Source organism: Micromonospora sp. DT43 (genome assembly GCF_049841645.1).
GTDB lineage: Bacteria > Actinomycetota > Actinomycetes > Mycobacteriales > Micromonosporaceae > Micromonospora.
The window spans coordinates 218,387-235,600 of record NZ_JBNCKR010000002.1 but is presented as its reverse complement, the minus strand read 5'-3'; the positions used below and the strand labels follow the sequence as shown (position 1 = coordinate 235,600).

The window sequence follows — 17,214 nt, the reverse complement described above, 5'->3', positions numbered from 1 at the left end:
GAGGTCACGGCTGCGGGCGGTCCACCGTGCCACGCCAGCCGCCGGTCTCCTGACCGCGCCGCTCGATGAACGTCTTGAACCGCTCCAGGTCGCCCTTGGCCCGCCGGTCGACGATGCCGAGCTTGTCGCCGGCCTGCTCGACCACCCCGTGCGGCTCGAACTCGAGCTGGAGGGTGACCCGGGTCTTGGCCTCGTCCAGGCGGTGGAAGGTCACCACGCCCGCCTGCTGGGTGCCGCCCGTGGAACGCCAGGCGACCCGCTCGTCGGGCAACTGCTCGGTGATCTCGGCGTCGAACTCACGCTTCACCCCGGCGATGTCCACAGTCCAGTGGGTCATCGTCTCGGAGAGCTGCCGGACCTCCTGCACGCCCTCCATGAACTGGGGGAACTCCTCGAACTGCGTCCACTGGTCGTACGCGGTGCGGACGGGTACGGCTACCTCGACGTGTTCGGTAACGCCACTCATCAGGAATCCTCCTTCAGTCGCGGGTGCGGACGGGATCGGGGGACGATCCCGCTCACCAGCGGGTTGTCTCGTTCTTGTGGCCGAGCGCGGCCCACACCTCGGAGACCGTCTGGTACTCGGTGCCCTCGGGCAGGCGTTCCAGCGCCGCCACGATGTCGTCCGGCGCGTCGTTCTCACGGGCGCTGGCGATGAGCACCAGTCGGTCGCCCGGCAGCGCGCTCATCGAGATGAACCGGCCGAGCCGGCTGCGCTGCTCGACGTCTGTGGAACTCATCCCCTGCGGCGTGCCGGTGCGCAGGTCGCCCGCCGGGGCCGTGGTGGTCTCCGGCTGGTCCTCGCCGGCCGGTTCCGGCACCCGGGACTCGTCGACCCGAGAGCCGCCGGCCCCGGGCCCCTGGACGAGGCCGCTGACCTCCTGGCTCATCTGCTCGTCGATCCTCGGTCCGTGCTTGCTGTTGCCACGCTCCATGCCTTCTGCGCTACCCGGCACCCCGGCCGCTAAACCGGCACCGCGTCACGAACCGGCCCCCGGGCCGGACATCCGGGCGGACATCAGGCGTTCAGGAATCGGCTGGCTTCCGTGGCGGCAGCACCGGCTCCTCCGGGTCGGGATCGCCCGCCTGCAACTGCCGGCCGCGCTGCACCTCGGCGTTGATCTGCACACCCAGCATGAGGGCGGAGTTGGACAGGTAGAGCCAGACCAGGAACGCGATGGCCGCGCCCAGGCTGCCGTAGGTCGTCTTGTACGAGGCGAAATTGGTCACGTAGAGGCCGAAGCCGAAGGACACCGCCGCCCAGGAGACCAGGGCGACCCCGCCGCCGGGGGTGAGCCAGCGGAAGCGGGGCTGGCGTACGTTCGGGGCGATCCAGAACAGCAGGGACAGCAGCACCATCATGACCAGGGCGAGCACCGGCCACTTCGCCACGCTCCACACCGTCCGGGCCAGGCCACCGGCGTGGATCAGGTCGCCGACCGCGTCGGTGACCGGGCCGCTGACGATCAGCGCGAGGGCGACCACCGCGAGCAGCACCAACGTCACCGCGGCCAGACCGATCTGCACAGGCCGCAGCTTCCAGACCGGCCGTCCCTCGGTCACCCCGTAGATCGCGTTGGAAGCGCGGGTGAACGCCCCGATGAAGCCCGACGCCGACCAGAGCGCGCCGAGCAGACCGAAGCTCAGCAGCACCTTGACGTTGCTCTGCTGCACCACCACGGCCCGGATCACCCCGATCATGCCGCCGTCCTTGTCGGCCACCACCGAGCCGGCACCCACCTGCTGGGCGAGGTCGACCACCGTGTCCAGCGTCCGCTCGCCGTCGGAGACCAGACCGACCAGGGCCACCACCACGATGGCGGACGGGAAGAGCGCCAGCACCCCGTAGTAGGTGAGCGCGGCGGCCCAGTCGGAGCAGTTGTCGTTGACGAAGTTCTGCACGCTGCGGACCAGCACCCCACGCCACGTCCGCCAGCTCAGCTGCCGCATCCGCCGGGGCACCCGTTCACCCGGTGTGCCGGCGCGCGTCGTACCGGGCTCCGTGGTCGTCATGCCCGCTCCCTGTGCCCCGGCCACCGGATGACCGGTCGTCCGGTCGGGCCTGGCCCGGCCGGTACCCGCACCGGGACATCGACAAACCGACGCCGACGCCGCCGCGGTGTGCCGTCCCGCCCCGCGGGACGCCGCGGTGTGCCCGTCCCGCCCGCGGGACGCCGTGGTTTGCCATCGCACGCGCGGGGAACCCAGACAGTCACGCTGTCGACACGGAGGAGGACGGGATGCCCGGGCGCGAAGACCTGCCCAGCACGCTGCGGCGCTCTCCAGACAAGGCGCAGCGCACCTGGGAGAAGACACACGACTCGGCGGTGGAGACCTACGGCGAGGGCGAGCGGTCGCACCGCACCGCCTTCGCGGCGGTGAAGCACCAGTTCGAGAAGGTGGGCGACCACTGGGAGCCGAAGGGCCGTAAGGGCCCGAGCGACAGCCAGGCCGCCGGCGGCGGCCCGGAGCGGCGCGCACCCACAGCCGGTGGGGTGGACGCCAACGCCAGCAAGGACCACCTCCTGTCGGTGGCCCGCAAGCTGGACGTACCCGGCCGGTCGAGCATGACCAAGCCGGAGCTGGTCACGGCCATCGAGAAGGCCAACGACCGGGCCACCCGCAAGGCTCGCGGCGACTGACCCACACCCATCGTGGTACGGGCGGACGCGCCACCCCTGCGTCCGCCCGTACCGCTCACCAGTGCCCGCCGCCGGGCGCCTCGATGTGCACCGCCTTCGTGGCCGTGAACTCGTCCAGCAGTTCCGGGCCGTACCCGAAGCCCTGCCCGCTGGCCCGGCGCGGATGCGCGGCGCCGCCGGGCGCCCCGCCGAACACCGAGTTGACCTTCACGGTGCCCACCGGCAGCTCCCGCCAGGCCCGCTGCGCATGGCTCATCGACGCGGTCAGCACCGTGGCGGCGAGCCCGTACGGGGAGTCCGCGGCGCAGGTCAACGCCTCGTCGAAGGAGTCGACCACCACCACCGGGGCGACCGGCCCGAACGTCTCCTCCCGCACCAGCACCATGTCGTGCCGGCAGTCGGTGACCACAGTCGCCGGGTAGTACGCCCCGGGTCCGTCCGGCACCTCTCCGCCGGTACGCACCCGCGCGCCGGCCGCCACGGCCGCGCTCACCTGCCCGTGCACGTGGTCGCGGTGCCGGCGGTCGACAAGCGGCCCCAGCTCGGTGCCCGGGTCGCGACCCGGCCCGACCCGCAGGGCGCCGGCCCGTCGTACCAGCGCCGCCACGAAGTCGTCGGCCACCTTCCGGTGGACGTAGATCCGCTCCACCGCGACGCAGATCTGCCCGGCGTTCGCGAACGCGCCGAGCGCGGCCTGCTCCGCTGCCCAGTCCGGGTCGACACCCGCGTCGACGACGAGCGGGTCGCTGCCGCCGTTCTCCAGCAGCGCCTTCGCGCCGGTACGGGCCGCGGCGGCGGCGATCGTCCGCCCGGTGGCAGTGGAACCGACGTGCGCGACCACGTCCACGTCCTGCGCGGCCAGCGCCGCGCCGACCTCCGCGCCTCCGGTGAGCAGGGACAGCACGCCGGCCGGCAGCGCCTCGTCCAGGGCCCGCGTCAGCAGCCAGCCCGTCGCCGGCGTTCGCTCGCTGGGCTTGTAGAGCACCACGTTGCCGGTGACCAGTGCCGCGCCGAGCAGCCCGCAGGAGACCGCCACCGGGTCGTTCCACGGGGTGAGAGCGGCGACCACGCCCCGCGGCTGCGGAGTCAGGAAGTCCACCGCCTCCGGTGCGCCGTTCAACGTCCGCCCGCCGCGCAGGGGGGCCAGCTCCGCGTACTGTCGCAGGGTGCCGATGCCCGCCTCGACGCCACCGCGGGCGTCCGCGAGTGGCTTGCCCATCTCCGCGGTGACCGCCGCCGCCAGTTCGTCGGTGATCGCCGCGACCGCGTCCGCGGCCCGGTGCAGCATCGCCGCCCGCTCCGCCGCCGCGGTCGCCGCCCACTGCGCGGCCGCGTTCCGGGCCGCCTGGGCCGCCTTGCCGACCTCGTCCGCCGTCGCGATCGGCACCGAGCTGACCGGTTCGCCGTCCGCCGGATCGTGGACGACCAGCTCGCCGCCGGCGCCGCCCGCGCCCCAGACCCCGCCCACCAGCTGCGCAACCGTGTACATGCGGCGGTGGATGCCCCGGCCCCGGCGAGACAAACGCGTTTCGCCCGGTTGCGCGCCGGGTAGGCGGATCGGGTGACTACCACCGGCGCGCAGAGCGCGGACGCCGTCGTCGTCGGAGCCGGGCACAACGGCCTCGTCGCGGCGAACCTGCTGGCCGACGCCGGGTGGGACGTGGTGGTGCTGGAGGCGACAGCCGTGCCCGGCGGCGCGGTCCAGTCCGCCGAGGTGACCGCGCCTGGTTACCTGAGCGACCTCTACAGCTCGTTCTACCCCCTGGGGTACGCGTCGCCGGTGCTGGACGGCCTCGAGCTGGGCGCGTACGGGCTCTCCTGGCGGCACGCCCCGGACGTGCTGGCGCACCTGCTGCCCGACGGCCGGGCCGCGGTGATCAACCGGGACCCCGACGTCACGGCGGCCTCGCTGGAGCAGTTCGCCCCGGGCGACGGCAAACGCTGGCTGAACGCGTACACCGACTGGCTCGACGTGGCCGAGCCGATGCTGACCACGATCACCTCTCCGTTCCCGCCGGTACGAGGCGGGCTGGGCCTGCTGCGCCGGCTGCGGATCGCGGGCGCGCTGCGGCTGGCCCGGCGACTCGTGGTGCCGGTGCGCAAGCTCGGCGACGAGCTGTTCGACGGTCCGGGCGGGCCGGCGCTGCTGGCCGGGTGCGCCCTGCACACCGACCTGTCTCCGGAGGAGGCCGGCTCCGGCGTGTACGGCTGGCTGCTGGCCATGCTCGGCCAGCAGGTCGGCTGGCCGGTGCCCGACGGTGGCGCGCGGCAGATCACCAACGCGCTGGTGGCACGCCTGGAACAACGCGGGGGCCGCATCCTCTACGGCGCGCGGGTCGACCGGGTGCTCACCGCGCGCAGCCGGGCGATGGGCGTTCGCACCGAGGGCGGCGCGCTGTGGCGGGCCCGCCGGGCGGTCCTCGCCGACGTGCCGGCCCCGGCCCTCTACCTCGACCTCGTCGGCGCGGCGGTACTGCCGTCGCGGCTCGTGGAAGATCTGGCGCACTTCCGGTGGGACGGCTCGACGCTGAAAGTGGACTGGGCGCTCTCCGCCCCGGTGCCGTGGACCAACCGGGAGATCGCCGGCGCCGGCACGGTGCATCTCGGCGCGGACCTCGACGGGCTGACCCGCTACGCCGGTGAGCTGGCCCGCGGCGAGCTGCCCCGCGACCCGTTCCTGCTGGTCGGGCAGATGTCAGTGGCCGACCCCAGCCACTCGCCGCCGGGCACCGAGTCGCTCTGGTCGTACACCCATCTGCCGTTCCGGCACGACTGGCGGGCCGAGGAGATCGCCGGGCACGTAGAGCGCATGGAGGACGTGCTGGAGGCGGCCGCCCCGGGCTTCCGGCAGCTCATCGTGGGCCGGCACGTGGCCGGGCCCGCCGATTTGGAGAAGGGCGACCCGAGCCTGGTCGGGGGCGCGCTCGGCGGGGGGACCGCCGCCGCGTACCAGCAGCTGTTCCTGCGCCCGATTCCCGGCCTGGGCCGGGCGGACACCCCGGTGGACCGGCTCTTCCTGGCCAGCTCGTCGGCGCACCCGGGCGGTGGGGTGCACGGCGCCCCGGGCGCGAACGCGGCCCGCGCGGCCCTGGCCCGCGACCGAGCCCTGACGGGCGCCGCCTACGCCAAGGCCATCTCCACGGCCCACAGGACGATCTACCCCGCCTGACCCCGACCCGCCTCGGTGATCAAGAGGTTTGCGTCGGACTCCGGCTCGCCGGTGACGCAAACCTCTTGATCGACGCTGGGGTCAGCTGGTGATGTTGCGGTGCTTGCTGCGCAGGCGGAACGGCATCAGGGCGCTCTCGACCTTGGTCGCGGTGGTCATCTTGGAGACGCCGTCGCGCCGCTCCTCGAAGCGGATCGGGACCTCGAGGATCGTGTGCCCCAGCTTGGTGGCCAGGTAGTGCATCTCGACCTGGAAGCTGTAGCCGTTGGACTGCACCCGGTGCAGGCCGATGTCCTTCAGCGCGTCGGCCTGCCAGATCTTGAAGCCGGCGGTCAGGTCACGGATGCGTACCCGCAGCAGCGTGTGCACGTAGAGATTCGCCCATCCGCTGAGCGCGCGCCGGTACAGCGGCCAGTTCTCGTCCAGCTCGCCACCGGGCACGTACCGGGAGCCGATCACCACGCCGGCCTGGGTGGAGAGCAGCGCGCCCAGCATCCCCGGCAGCGCCTCCGGCGGGTGCGACAGGTCGGCGTCCATCTGCGCGACGAACTCGGCGCCGCTCTCGAGAGCCCTGCTCATCCCGTCGACGTACGCCCGGCCCAGGCCTTCCTTGCCGGCCCGGTGCATCACCTCGATCCGCTCCGGATACTCGATGGCCAGCTTGTCGGCCACCTCGCCGGTGCCGTCGGGGGAGTTGTCGTCGGCGACGAGGATGCGCAGCCCCGGCAGCGGCAGTGCGAGCAGCCGCTCGACAAGCGCCGGAAGGTTGCCCGCCTCGTTGTAGGTGGGCACGACGACTGTCAGGTGTGCGTCTCGCCACGGCGACGGCAGCTGGACGGGCTCGATCATGTCGGACATCCTCGGTTTGCGGACAGGGCTACCTGAGAGGGTAGCCAGTTGCCCGATCGGGATTGAAAAGGCTCCCCGTCGCTCGGGCGAACCGCTGGTGGTGGGCGCGCTCAGCGCAGCCGGCGAACCATCGCGGTGAGGGCCATCGCGACGCCGGCGAGGGCGAGGCTCGACAGCGCCGGCTTGTGGGTGCCCACCCAGAGCGCCGCGGAGCGCCGCCGCGCCTGGTCGCCGAAGATGCCCGCCGCACCCCGGTCCCGGTCGTCGTCGCCGGGGTGGTCCAGGTTGTCCCGCCAGGTCGCCGGGTCGATCTCGTCGCCGGTCTGCTGGCTGTCGTACCCGTCGCGGGCCAGCTTGTGGTCCAGCAGGCCGGGGAACAGGATGTCGCCGAGGCGGGCCTGCCACGTCGGGCCGCCCACGTTCAACTCCCGGGTGCCCCGGTCGGCGGCCCAGACGATGGCCCGCGCCGCCACCTCCGGTGCGAAGATCGGCGGCACCGGCTGCGGGTGTCGGGGCAGCCGGGTCCGCACCCAGGAGAACTGCGGCGTGTTCACGGCGGGCAGCTGCACCATCGACAGCTTCACCCCCGGGCAGTCGTGCAGCAGTTCGGCCCGCAGCGAGTCGTTGAACCCCTGCACCGCGTGCTTGCTCGCGCAGTACGCCGACTGCAACGGGATCCCCCGGTAGGCAAGCGCGGAGCCCACCTGCACGATCGCGCCCCGGCCGCGTGCCCGCATGTGTCGCAACGCCGCGAGGGTGCCGTGCACCGTGCCGAGGTACGTCACCTCGGTGACCCGGCGGAACTCGCGGGCCGGGATCTCCCAGGCCGGCGCGAACACCGACACCATCGCGTTGTTGATCCAGACGTCGATGGCGTCCCAGTGGTGCACCACGTCGTCGGCGGCCTGCTGCACGGCGCCCGCGTCCGCGACGTCGACCTGGTACACCCGCACGGCGGCGGCGCCCAACGACAGGCACTCCCGCTCGGCCGCCGCCAGCCCCGCCGCGCCTCGGGCCAGCAACGCCAGCCGGGCGCCCCGGGCCGCGTACGCGCAGGCCACCGCGCGACCCACGCCGGCGCTCGCGCCGGTCACCACCACCGTCTGCGTCATCGGGAGCCCTTCCGTCGGACGGCGATGTCGGAGAGCCGGTCCAACGTCTCCCGGTTGCGCAGGTGCAGCACCAGGTCGTTGGCCTTGTTGCGGACCCAGCGCAGCGGGCCGGCCGCGAAGTCCTCCCCGAGGCGGACGCGGGTGGCACCGTCGTCGACCGGTTCCAGGGTGAACGCCACGATCGCCTCGCCGGCCGGCCACAGACCGGCGCGCAGCACCAGCCGGTGCGGCGGCTCGCAGACCAGCACCGTCGACGCGTCCTGCAACGAGAACGGCCACGGCCCGGCCCGGTGGTGCAGTTGGCTGCCCACCCGCGGCCAGGCGTCGTCCACGTCGCGCACGTGTGCCGTCCCGACCACCCAGTCGCTGTACGTCCACCCGTCTGCCAGCACGTCGAACACCTGCCGCGGGGGAGCGTCGATCACTTTCTCCACTATCGCCACTGGGCTCCCATACCCTCGTCGTGACGGGGGCTAACGGGCCTGCGGGTTAGCTTCTCGGAAGCGGCGGGTAAGGCCGAGCCGGGGCACCGCCGGCGGCGTTGGCCCACGGCGCCGCAGCCGACGTTTACTCCTCGGGGCGCCGGGAACCCGCCGGCTGTGCGACAGGACCAGGAGGATCCGTATCAGCGCAGGTCAGCCCGGGGGTACGCCGGTGTTGGCCGGGCTGGTCACGGGCCTGCCGAACCCACCCGGGGTGTCCTGTACGACGCGGTCCTGCTCGACCGCGACGGCACCCTGATCGAGGACGTGCCGTACAACGGCGACCCGGAGAAGGTACGCCCGGTCCCGGGGGCGCGGGCGGCGCTGGACCGGTTGCGGGCCGCCGGGCTGCGCCTGGCGGTGGTGACGAACCAGTCGGGTCTGGCCCGGGGCTACTTCAGCGCCGAGCAGATGCGGGCGGTGCACGCCCGGGTGGAGGAGCTGCTGGGCGGCTTCGACGCGTGGCTGGTCTGCCCGCACGACGACTCCGACGGATGCGACTGCCGCAAACCCGCGCCCGGTCTGGTGTACGCCGCCGCCCACGAGCTGGGCACTACCGCGTCGCGCTGCGTGCTGGTGGGCGACATCGGCCGCGACGTGGGCGCCGCGCTGGCCGCCGGGGCGGCCGGGGTGCTGGTGCCCACCCCGGTGACCCGACCGGAGGAGATCGCCGCCGCCGGCTGGGTGGCAACGGACCTGCCCTCGGCGGTGGACGAGATCCTGCGCCGTCAGCGGGCCGTGCAACCCGCGCGGACCGGCGACCCGGTGGGTACGACGTTGGTGGTGCGCTCGGACTCGGCCGGGGACGTGCTCGTCACCGGGCCGGCGATCCGCGCCGTCGCGGCCGGCGCCCAGCGGGTGGTGCTGCTGTGCGGCCCGCGCGGGCGCGCCGCCGCCGAGCTGCTGCCCGGCATCGACGAGATCATCGAGCATCCGCTGCCGTGGATCGACCCCGCGCCGGCGCCTGTCGATCCGGACGCCATGCGGGACCTGACCGCCCGCCTCGCCGCCGTCGGCGCGGACGAGGCGGTCGTCTTCACGTCGTTCCACCAGTCCGCGCTGCCGCTCGCGCTGCTGCTGCGGATGGCCGGGATCACCCGGATCGCCGCGATCAGCGACGACTACCCGGGCTCCCTGGTGGACATCCGCCACCGGGTGCCGGTGGGCGTCCCCGAACCCGAGCGGGCGCTCTCCCTCGCCGCCGCCGCCGGCTACCGGCTGCCGGTAGGCGACGAACCCGTGCTCAGGCTCCGGGACGACGCCGGGGCGTCCCGACCGACCGCTGCCGGTGACCCCGGCTACGTGGTGCTGCACCCCGGGTCGGCCGCGTCGAGCAGGGCCTGCCCGACCGAGCTGGCGGCACGGATCGCCGCGGCGCTGACCGCCGCCGGGCATCGGGTGCTGGTCACCGGCGGGCCCGACGAGCGGACGGCCACCGCCCGGGTCGCCGCGTCGGGCGGCACCGACCTGGGCGGCCGGACGGACCTGGCCGGGCTGGCCGCGCTCGTCGCCGACGCCGCCGCCGTGGTGGTCGGCAACACCGGGCCCGCGCACCTGGCCGCGGCGACCGGGGTGCCGGTGGTCAGCCTGTTCGCGCCGACGGTCCCCTTCGGACAGTGGGGGCCCTACCGGGTGCCCACCGTTCGGCTCGGCGACGCGGCCGCGCCCTGCCGGGACACCCGGGCGGCCAGCTGCCCGGTCCCGGGGCACCCCTGCCTCAGCGGCGTCGACCCGGCCGAGGTGGTCGAGGCGGTACGCACGCTCGTGCCCCGCGGCGGTGGCATCCGATGAACATCCTGCTCTGGCACGTGCACGGCTCCTGGACCACGTCCTTCGTGCACGGCAGCCACCGTTACCTGGTCCCCACCACACCCGACCGTGGCCCGTACGGCCTCGGCCGGGCCCGCACCTACCCGTGGCCGGACAGCGCCGTCGAGGTGGCCCCCGACGACCTGCCCGGCAGCGACGTCGACCTGGTCATCCTGCAACGCCCCGAGGAGATCGACCTGGCCGAGCAGTGGCTGGGGCGTCGCCCCGGGCGCGACATCCCCGCCATCTACGTCGAGCACAACACCCCCAAGGGGGACGTGCCGAACACCCGCCACCCGATGGCCGACCGTGGTGACCTGCTCGTCGCCCACGTCACCGGGTTCAACCAGATCTTCTGGGACACCGGCGCGACCCGCACCCGCGTTGTCGACCACGGCATCGTCGCGCCGGCCGTGTCGTACACGGGTGAACTGGACCGGCTCGCCGTGGTGATCAATGAACCGGTGCGGCGGGGCCGGGTCACCGGCACGGACCTGCTGCCGCAGTTCGCCGAGATCGCGCCGCTGGACGTGTTCGGCATGGGCGTGGCGGGCCTGGCCGACCACCTCGGGCTGCCCGCCGACCGGCTCACCAGTCACGACGACGTGCCCCAGGAGCGGATGCACGCTGAGTTGGCCCGTCGGCGCGCGTACCTGCACCTGTGCCGCTGGACCTCCCTCGGGCTCAGCCTCATCGAGGCGATGGCGATCGGTATGCCTGTCGTCGCGCTCGCCACCACCGAGGCGGTGACAGCGGTGCCACCGGAGGCGGGAGCCCTCGCCACCCGGATGGACACCCTGCTCGACGCCGCCCGCCGGTTCATCGCCGAGCCGGCGGCCGCACGTCAGGCCGGCGCGGCGGCACGGGCCGCCGCGCGCGACAGGTACGGCCTCGACCGTTTCCTCGCTGACTGGGACCGGCTGCTGGAGGAGGAAGTATGCGGATCGCGATGATCTCGGAGCACGCCAGCCCGCTCGCCATCCTCGGAGGCGAGGACGCCGGCGGCCAGAACACGCACGTCGCCGAGCTGTCCGCCGCGCTCGTCGCGGCAGGGCACGAGGTGCGGGTCTACACCCGCCGTGACGCGCTCGACCTGCCGGTGACCGTGCGCGCCCCGGACGGGTACGACGTGGTGCACGTGCCCGCCGGTCCGGCCGAACCGGTCGCGAAGGACGCGCTGCTGCCGCACATGCGGGAGTTCAGCCAGTGGCTGGTCGAGCGGTGGCGGGGCGGGGACTGGACGCCCGAGGTGATCCACGCGCACTTCTGGATGAGTGGCCTGGCCGCGCTGACCGCCGGTCGGCAGACCGGTGTGCCGGTGGTGCAGACGTACCACGCGCTGGGCACTGTCAAGCGCCGCTACCAGGGCGTGCAGGACACCAGCCCGGCCCGGCGCATCTCCTACGAGCGGGAGTTGGGCCGGTCGGTGGACCGGGTGGTCGCCCAGTGCCGCGACGAGGTCGGCGAGCTGGTCCGGATGGGGGTGCCCCGGTCCCGGATGACGGTCGTGCCCTCCGGGGTCAACCTCGCCTCGTTCGCCCCGCTCGGGCCGGTCGCCGACCGCGAGCCGGGCCGAGCCCGGATCCTGACCGTGGGCCGACTGGTCGAGCGCAAGGGTTTCCAGACGGTGGTCCGCGCGATGGCGCTGGTGCCCGACGCCGAGTGCGTCGTGGTCGGCGGCCCGCCCGAGGGGCTGCTGGAGACCGACCCGTACGCCCGGAGGCTGCGCGCCCTGGCCGAGTCGTGCGGGGTCGCCGACCGGGTGCACCTGGTCGGTGCGGTGCCCCGCGAGGAGATGGGCCGCTGGTACCGCTCGGCGGACCTGCTGGTCGCCGCCCCCTGGTACGAGCCGTTCGGGTTGACCCCGCTGGAGGCGATGGCGTGCGGCGTGCCTGTCGTCGGCACCGCCGTGGGCGGCATCCGCGACACAGTGGTCGACGGCACGACAGGCGATCTCGTGCCGGCCCGGGATCCGCAGGCCCTCGCCACCGCGATCCAGCGGCTGCTCGATGACCGGATCCGCCGCTTCCGGTACGCCACGGCGGCGCGTGAGCGGGCCCGGTCGCGCTACTCGTGGGCGGTCACCGCCGAACGCCTGGCCGAGGTCTACGGCGAGGTCGCCGCGGTGCGCCGGCCGACCCGGGTGGTGGCCTGATGCCGGCGGGCAGCCCGCTCGACGCGCACCTGACCAACCTCGCCGCGGCACTGACGCCCTACCGCCGCTGCGAACCGCAGGTGGCGCGCTGGGGCGCGGACCTGGCGCACCGGCTGGTCGGTGGCGGACGGCTGCTCGTGGCCGGCAACGGCGGTAGCGCCGCCGAGGCCCAGCACCTCACCGCCGAGCTGGTGGGCAAGCTGCACGACGACCGTCAGCCCCTGTCGGCCATCGCCCTGCACGCCGAGACCAGCGCCGTGACCGCCATCGCCAACGACTACGGCTACGCCGACGTCTACGCCCGCCAGGTCCGCGCCCACGGCCGGCCCGGCGACGTCCTGTTGCTGCTCAGCACCAGCGGCACCAGCCCGAACCTGCTCACCGCCGCGCACGCCGGGCGCGATGCCGGCCTCACCACGTGGGCACTCACCGGGCCCGCCCCCAACCCTCTCGCCGACGCCTGCGACGAAGCGCTCACCGTGTCGTCGGCCGACAGCCAGGTCGTCCAGGAGCTGCACCTCGTCACCAGCCACCTGATCTGCGAGTACCTGGAACAGGAACTGCCCGCCGCGCTGGCCGCCGCCGGTGCCGTACGCGTGCCCGCCGAGCCGCCGCCGGCCGGTCGGCTCGCGTCCGGTCCGGTGCGGACCGGAGTCGAGGTGGTGCTCGACGGTGGGGCCGGACAGCAGGTCGACGCGTGAGGATGAGGAGGACAGCGTGAGGGGACCCGTGGTGGTGGTCGGGGACACCCTGCTCGACCGGGACGTGGAAGGGGTGGTGAACCGCCTCTGTCCGGACTCCCCGGTGCCGGTGCTCGACGAGACCTCGGCGGTCGACCGGCCCGGCGGCGCCGGCCTCGCGGCGGTCTTCGCGGCCGCGCAGGGCGCCGACGTGGTGCTGGTCACCGCCCTCGCCGACGACGCCGGGGGCGCCCGGCTCAGTGCGCTGCTCGCCGCCGCAGGCGTGCGGGTGTACCCGCTGAGCCTGTCCGGCGCGACGCCGGAGAAGATCCGGCTGCGGGCCCGGGGCCGGGTACTGCTGCGCCACGACCGGGGCGGCGCCTCCGGTGAGCCGGGCCAGCCCTCCGACGAGGTGCTGCGGGTGCTCGCCGCGGCGTCGGCGGTGCTGGTAAGCGACTACGGCAGGGGAGTGGCCCGCCAGCCCGCGCTGCGCGCCGCGCTGGCCGCCACCCGCGCGCCTGTCGTGTGGGACCCGCACCCGCGCGGTCCGGCGGCGGTGCCCGGCGTGCACCTGGCCACGCCGAACGAGTCGGAGGTACGCGAGCTGGTCCCCGCGCTGCCCGGCGCGTCCCGGCTGGCCACCGCGTCGCGGGGAGCGCAGGGCCTGCGTCGGCGGTGGCGGGCGGGCGCGGTCGCGGTGACGTTGGGCGGTGACGGCGCGCTGCTCTGCCACGCCGGGTCGACGCCGCTCGTGGTGCCCACCCCGGGCAGCGCCGAGGGTGACACCTGCGGGGCGGGTGACCGGTTCGCCGCCGCCGCCAGTCTCGCGCTGGCCCAGGGCGCGCTGGTCTCCGAGGCCGTGCAGGTGGCGGTCGCCGAGGCGTCCGCGTACGTGGCGGGTGGGGGAGTGGCGACGGCACTGCCGCCACCGGAGCAGTCGTTTCCACCCGTCCGGCGGGCGGGAACGAACCGCCGGCCGGCGAGCGCGTACGGAGTGGCCGGCCCGGGTGGCGAGCGGGTGGGCATCGCGGCGGTCGCCACGCTGCTGGCCGAGGTGCGGGGTGCCGGCGGCACGGTGGTGGCGACCGGGGGCTGCTTCGACCTGCTGCACGCCGGGCACCTGGCCACCCTGCAGGCCGCCCGGCAGCTCGGCGACTGCCTGATCGTCTGCGTGAACTCCGACAGCAGCGTGACCGGGTTGAAGGGGCCGGACCGGCCGGTGATGGCCGAGGGGGATCGGGCCCGGCTGCTGGCCGCGCTGAGCTGCGTCGACGCCGTCCTCGTCTTCGACGAGCCGACGCCGGAGGCGGTGCTGTCCTGGCTGCGCCCGGACGTGTGGGTCAAGGGCGGCGACTACGCGACAGGTGGCCCGGACGCTGTCGGGCTTCCCGAGGCCGAGGTCCTGCGCCGCTGGGGCGGGAACACGGTGGTGGTGCCGTACCTGGACGGCCGTTCCACAAGCGATCTGATCGCCCGGTCCGCGGGCGGGCGTGTCACCGGCGCGGGCGGGCGACCGGAGCAGCCGGTAGGGCTCGTCGCGCCGGTGTCGACGACACGGGAGCGCACCCGATGACCGCCACGAGGTCGGGTGCCGGGCCCACCGTCCTGGTCACCGGTGGCTCCAGCGGGCTCGGCGCGGCGGTGGTCGCGGCGGTGGCCGCCTCCGGTGGCCGTCCGCTCGTGCTGGACCGGCAGCCACCTGTCGACGGGGTGTCCTGGACCGAGTGCGACCTGGCCGACACCCGTGCCGCCGAGGTGGCCACCCAGCACCTCGCCGAGCAGGCCGGTGGACTGGACGCGGTGGTCACGGCCGCCGGTATGGACGTGCCGGGTCGGCTCGCCGACGTGCCGGGGGAGATCTGGGACCGCATCGTCGCCGTCGACCTGCTGGCCACCGCGGCGGTGATCCGGGCCGCGCTACCGTTCCTGCTGACCTCTCGCGGTCGCATCGTCACGGTCGCCTCGACCCTCGGGGTCAAGGCGGTGAGCGACGCCACGGCGTACTGCGCGGCGAAGTTCGGCGTGGTCGGGTTCACCCGCGCCCTGGCCGCCGAACTCGCCGGCCAGGTCGGGGTCACCCTGCTCATTCCCGGCGGGATGCGTACCGCGTTCTTCGACGAGCGCGACCCGCAGTACCGGCCGGGGCCGGACGCCATCCTCAACGACCCAGTCGACACGGCCGCGGCGGTCATGTTCGCGCTCAACCAGCCGCCCGGCTGCGCGGTGCGCGAGCTGGTGGTCTGCGCCGAGCAGGAGACGTCGTACCCGTGATCCTCGTGCTGCGCGCCCTCGGCGTCGGCGACCTGGTCACCGCGGTGCCCGCGCTGCGGGCGCTGCGGGCCGCGTACCCCTCTCGGGAGCTGGCGCTCGCCGCGCCCGCCGCCCTGGCCCCGCTTGTCGACCTGGTGGGGTGCGTCGACAGGCTGGTGGACACCTCCGGGCTGGACGGGCCGTCCTGGCCCGGCCCCGCCCCGCAGGTAGCGGTGAACCTGCACGGGCGCGGCCCACAGTCGCACCGGCTGCTGGCCGCCGCCCGCCCGGGGCGGCTGGTCGCCTTCGCGAACGCCGACGCCGGGTTCGGCGACGGCCCGCGGTGGGTCGACGACGAGCACGAGGTGGACCGCTGGTGCCGGCTGCTGTCCTGGTACGACATCCCGACCGACCGTGGCGACCTCGGGCTGCGCCGGCCCGACTCGACGGGCCAGCCGGCCGGCACCACGGTGCTGCATCCGGGCAGCAAGGTCCCCGCCAAACGGTGGCCTGCCGAGCGGTTCGCCGCGCTGGCCCGGGCGCTCACCGACCGGGGGCACCGGGTGCTGGTCACCGGCTCGGCCGACGAGCGCGCGCTTGCCACCCGGGTCGCGGACGCGGCCGGCCTCGCCCCGGACGCCGTGCTGGCCGGCCGGACCGGCCTCGGCGCGCTTGCGGCGCTCGTCGCCGACGCCCGGCTGGTGGTCAGCGGGGACACCGGCGTGGCGCATCTGGCCACCGCGTACGGGACCGCGTCGGTGGTGCTGTTCGGGCCGGTGCCTCCGAGTGCGTGGGGGCCGCCGCCGGACCGGCCCCGGCACCGGGCGCTCTGGGCCGGTGCGGGGGATTGGGGCAGGTGGGACGGGGTAGGAAGCCACCCGACATTGACGGCCCTGCGCCTCGACGAGGTGCTCGCCGCCGTGGACGAGGTGGAGAGGGCGGTGCGGGTCTCCGGTGCGGTTGCGGCGTAGCGACCCGGGTCGGCCCGGTTACGGGCGACGCCGACGCGGTAAGGGCTGGACCTTCGTCGATCCGAGCGGTGCGGTCGTGCGGGATCCCGCGACCCTGACGCGGCTGCGGGAGCTGGTGATCCCCCCGGCTTGGCAGGACGTGTGGATCGCGCCGCACCCGAACGGGCACATCCAGGCGACAGGCATCGACGCGGCCGGCCGCAAGCAGTACGTCTATCACCCGGTGTGGCGGGAGAAGCAGGACGCGGCGAAGTTCGACCGCATGCTGGAGGTGGCCCGGCGGCTGCCGGCGCTGCGGGAACGGGTGGCGCAGGACCTGGGCGGGCGCGGGCTGGGTCGGGACCGGGTGCTGGCCACCGTGGCCCGCCTGCTCGACATGGGGATGTTCCGGGTGGGCAGCGACCAGTACGCGGCCGGCGACGACCCGACGTTCGGGGTGTCCACCCTCCGCCCGGAGCACGCGCGCCGGCGCGGCGACTGCGTGGTCTTCGAGTTCCCCGCCAAGGGTGGCATCGAGCAGGTGCGCCGGATCGAGGACCCGGAGCTGTGCGAGGTGCTTGTCAGCCTGCGCCGCCGTCGCCGGTGGGCGGACCGGCTCTTCGGCTACTGGGACGGCCGGGAGTGGCGTGACGTACGCAGCGACGAGGTCAACGGCTATCTCCGCGATGCCTGTGGTGGCGAGATGACCGCCAAGGATTTCCGTACCTGGCACGCCACGGTGCTCGCCGCCGCCGAGTTGGCCGCGGCCGACCCAGCCCGCTCGGTCACCGCCCGGCGCAGGGCGGTGGCGGCGGTGATGCGGGCGGTGGCCGATCTGCTGGGCAACACCGCGACTGTGGCGCGGACGTCCTACGTGGATCCGCGGGTCGTCGACCTCTACCACGACGGAGTGGTGGTGCCCGTCGACCGGGACGCGCCGCGCGAGGAGATCGAACGGGTCGTGTTGGAGTTGCTGGAGAAGGCGTGACCGGCCCCGCCGACGATCCTGGGGGGGAAGCGGCGGGACCGGAGCCTCGGCCCGGGGTGGCACCGGGCGGCCGCCCGCCGCGATCCACGGCGGGCGCCTCGCCACGGCCCCCGTTCGTGACCGCCGTC

The 17,214-nt window shown here is 74.5% G+C and carries 17 protein-coding genes; 10 read left to right on the top strand and 7 right to left on the bottom strand.

Annotated features, from left to right (window positions below; translation table 11 throughout):
* Positions 1–4 precede the first annotated feature (4 nt).
* The 3 genes from ACLQ26_RS05200 to ACLQ26_RS05190 form a co-directional block, all read right to left on the bottom strand.
* Entirely contained in the window at positions 5–466 is a 462-nt protein-coding gene (locus ACLQ26_RS05200) for an SRPBCC family protein (RefSeq protein WP_425743330.1), read from the bottom strand.
* Positions 467–518: 52 nt separating this feature from the next.
* Positions 519–935, bottom strand: coding sequence for a DUF2795 domain-containing protein (locus ACLQ26_RS05195; protein ID WP_425743329.1), 417 nt, complete (start codon positions 933–935; stop codon positions 519–521).
* A gap of 91 nt (positions 936–1,026) precedes the next feature.
* Positions 1,027–2,013, bottom strand: coding sequence for a YihY/virulence factor BrkB family protein (locus ACLQ26_RS05190; protein ID WP_425743328.1), 987 nt, complete (start codon positions 2,011–2,013; stop codon positions 1,027–1,029).
* A gap of 227 nt (positions 2,014–2,240) precedes the next feature.
* Here ACLQ26_RS05190 and ACLQ26_RS05185 point away from each other — a divergent pair, with 227 nt between their 5' ends.
* On the top strand, positions 2,241–2,642 hold the full coding sequence (locus ACLQ26_RS05185; RefSeq protein ID WP_425743327.1) for a ChaB family protein: 402 nt from the start codon (positions 2,241–2,243) through the stop codon (positions 2,640–2,642).
* A gap of 55 nt (positions 2,643–2,697) precedes the next feature.
* Here the strand turns inward: ACLQ26_RS05185 and ACLQ26_RS05180 are convergent, their stop codons facing one another.
* Entirely contained in the window at positions 2,698–4,131 is a 1,434-nt protein-coding gene (locus ACLQ26_RS05180; protein ID WP_425743326.1) for an aldehyde dehydrogenase family protein, read from the bottom strand.
* A 72-nt stretch (positions 4,132–4,203) separates the two neighbouring features.
* Here ACLQ26_RS05180 and ACLQ26_RS05175 point away from each other — a divergent pair, with 72 nt between their 5' ends.
* Positions 4,204–5,811: a phytoene desaturase family protein gene (locus ACLQ26_RS05175; RefSeq protein WP_425743325.1), complete on the top strand. Its 1,608-nt coding sequence runs from the start codon at positions 4,204–4,206 to the stop codon at positions 5,809–5,811.
* 81 nt (positions 5,812–5,892) lie between these two features.
* Here the strand turns inward: ACLQ26_RS05175 and ACLQ26_RS05170 are convergent, their stop codons facing one another.
* From ACLQ26_RS05170 to ACLQ26_RS05160, 3 genes are all read right to left on the bottom strand, one after another.
* Complete coding sequence (locus ACLQ26_RS05170; RefSeq protein ID WP_425743324.1) at positions 5,893–6,660, bottom strand: polyprenol monophosphomannose synthase; 768 nt, start codon at positions 6,658–6,660, stop codon at positions 5,893–5,895.
* 110 nt (positions 6,661–6,770) lie between these two features.
* Complete coding sequence (locus tag ACLQ26_RS05165) at positions 6,771–7,772, bottom strand: SDR family oxidoreductase (RefSeq protein ID WP_425743323.1); 1,002 nt, start codon at positions 7,770–7,772, stop codon at positions 6,771–6,773.
* A complete protein-coding gene (locus tag ACLQ26_RS05160; RefSeq protein ID WP_425743322.1) occupies positions 7,769–8,215 on the bottom strand; it encodes an SRPBCC family protein in 447 nt (148 codons plus the stop codon). The genes ACLQ26_RS05165 and ACLQ26_RS05160 overlap by 4 nt, the downstream gene beginning before the upstream one ends.
* Before the next feature lie 156 nt (positions 8,216–8,371).
* Here ACLQ26_RS05160 and ACLQ26_RS05155 point away from each other — a divergent pair, with 156 nt between their 5' ends.
* Genes ACLQ26_RS05155 through ACLQ26_RS05120 form a run of 8 tightly spaced genes read left to right on the top strand, consistent with a single transcriptional unit; the run spans position 8,372 to position 17,086 of the window.
* A complete protein-coding gene (locus ACLQ26_RS05155) occupies positions 8,372–10,045 on the top strand; it encodes an HAD-IIIA family hydrolase (protein ID WP_425743321.1) in 1,674 nt (557 codons plus the stop codon).
* A complete protein-coding gene (locus ACLQ26_RS05150; RefSeq protein WP_425743320.1) occupies positions 10,042–11,016 on the top strand; it encodes a glycosyltransferase family protein in 975 nt (324 codons plus the stop codon). The genes ACLQ26_RS05155 and ACLQ26_RS05150 overlap by 4 nt, the downstream gene beginning before the upstream one ends.
* The gene (locus tag ACLQ26_RS05145; protein ID WP_425743319.1) at positions 11,001–12,218 is read left to right on the top strand and encodes a glycosyltransferase; all 1,218 of its coding nucleotides are present in this window, start codon (positions 11,001–11,003) and stop codon (positions 12,216–12,218) included. Before ACLQ26_RS05150 ends, ACLQ26_RS05145 begins: the two co-directional genes overlap by 16 nt.
* Positions 12,215–12,919: a D-sedoheptulose-7-phosphate isomerase gene (locus ACLQ26_RS05140; RefSeq protein ID WP_425743772.1), complete on the top strand. Its 705-nt coding sequence runs from the start codon at positions 12,215–12,217 to the stop codon at positions 12,917–12,919. The genes ACLQ26_RS05145 and ACLQ26_RS05140 overlap by 4 nt, the downstream gene beginning before the upstream one ends.
* A gap of 16 nt (positions 12,920–12,935) precedes the next feature.
* A complete protein-coding gene (locus ACLQ26_RS05135; protein WP_425743318.1) occupies positions 12,936–14,471 on the top strand; it encodes a PfkB family carbohydrate kinase in 1,536 nt (511 codons plus the stop codon).
* Positions 14,468–15,169 carry an SDR family oxidoreductase gene (locus tag ACLQ26_RS05130; protein WP_425743317.1) on the top strand — a complete coding sequence of 234 codons (702 nt, stop codon included), beginning with the start codon at positions 14,468–14,470 and terminating at the stop codon, positions 15,167–15,169. Before ACLQ26_RS05135 ends, ACLQ26_RS05130 begins: the two co-directional genes overlap by 4 nt.
* On the top strand, positions 15,166–16,119 hold the full coding sequence (locus tag ACLQ26_RS05125; RefSeq protein WP_425743316.1) for a glycosyltransferase family 9 protein: 954 nt from the start codon (positions 15,166–15,168) through the stop codon (positions 16,117–16,119). The genes ACLQ26_RS05130 and ACLQ26_RS05125 overlap by 4 nt, the downstream gene beginning before the upstream one ends.
* The gene (locus tag ACLQ26_RS05120) at positions 16,103–17,086 is read left to right on the top strand and encodes a DNA topoisomerase IB (RefSeq protein ID WP_425743315.1); all 984 of its coding nucleotides are present in this window, start codon (positions 16,103–16,105) and stop codon (positions 17,084–17,086) included. Before ACLQ26_RS05125 ends, ACLQ26_RS05120 begins: the two co-directional genes overlap by 17 nt.
* Positions 17,087–17,214: the final 128 nt, after the last annotated feature.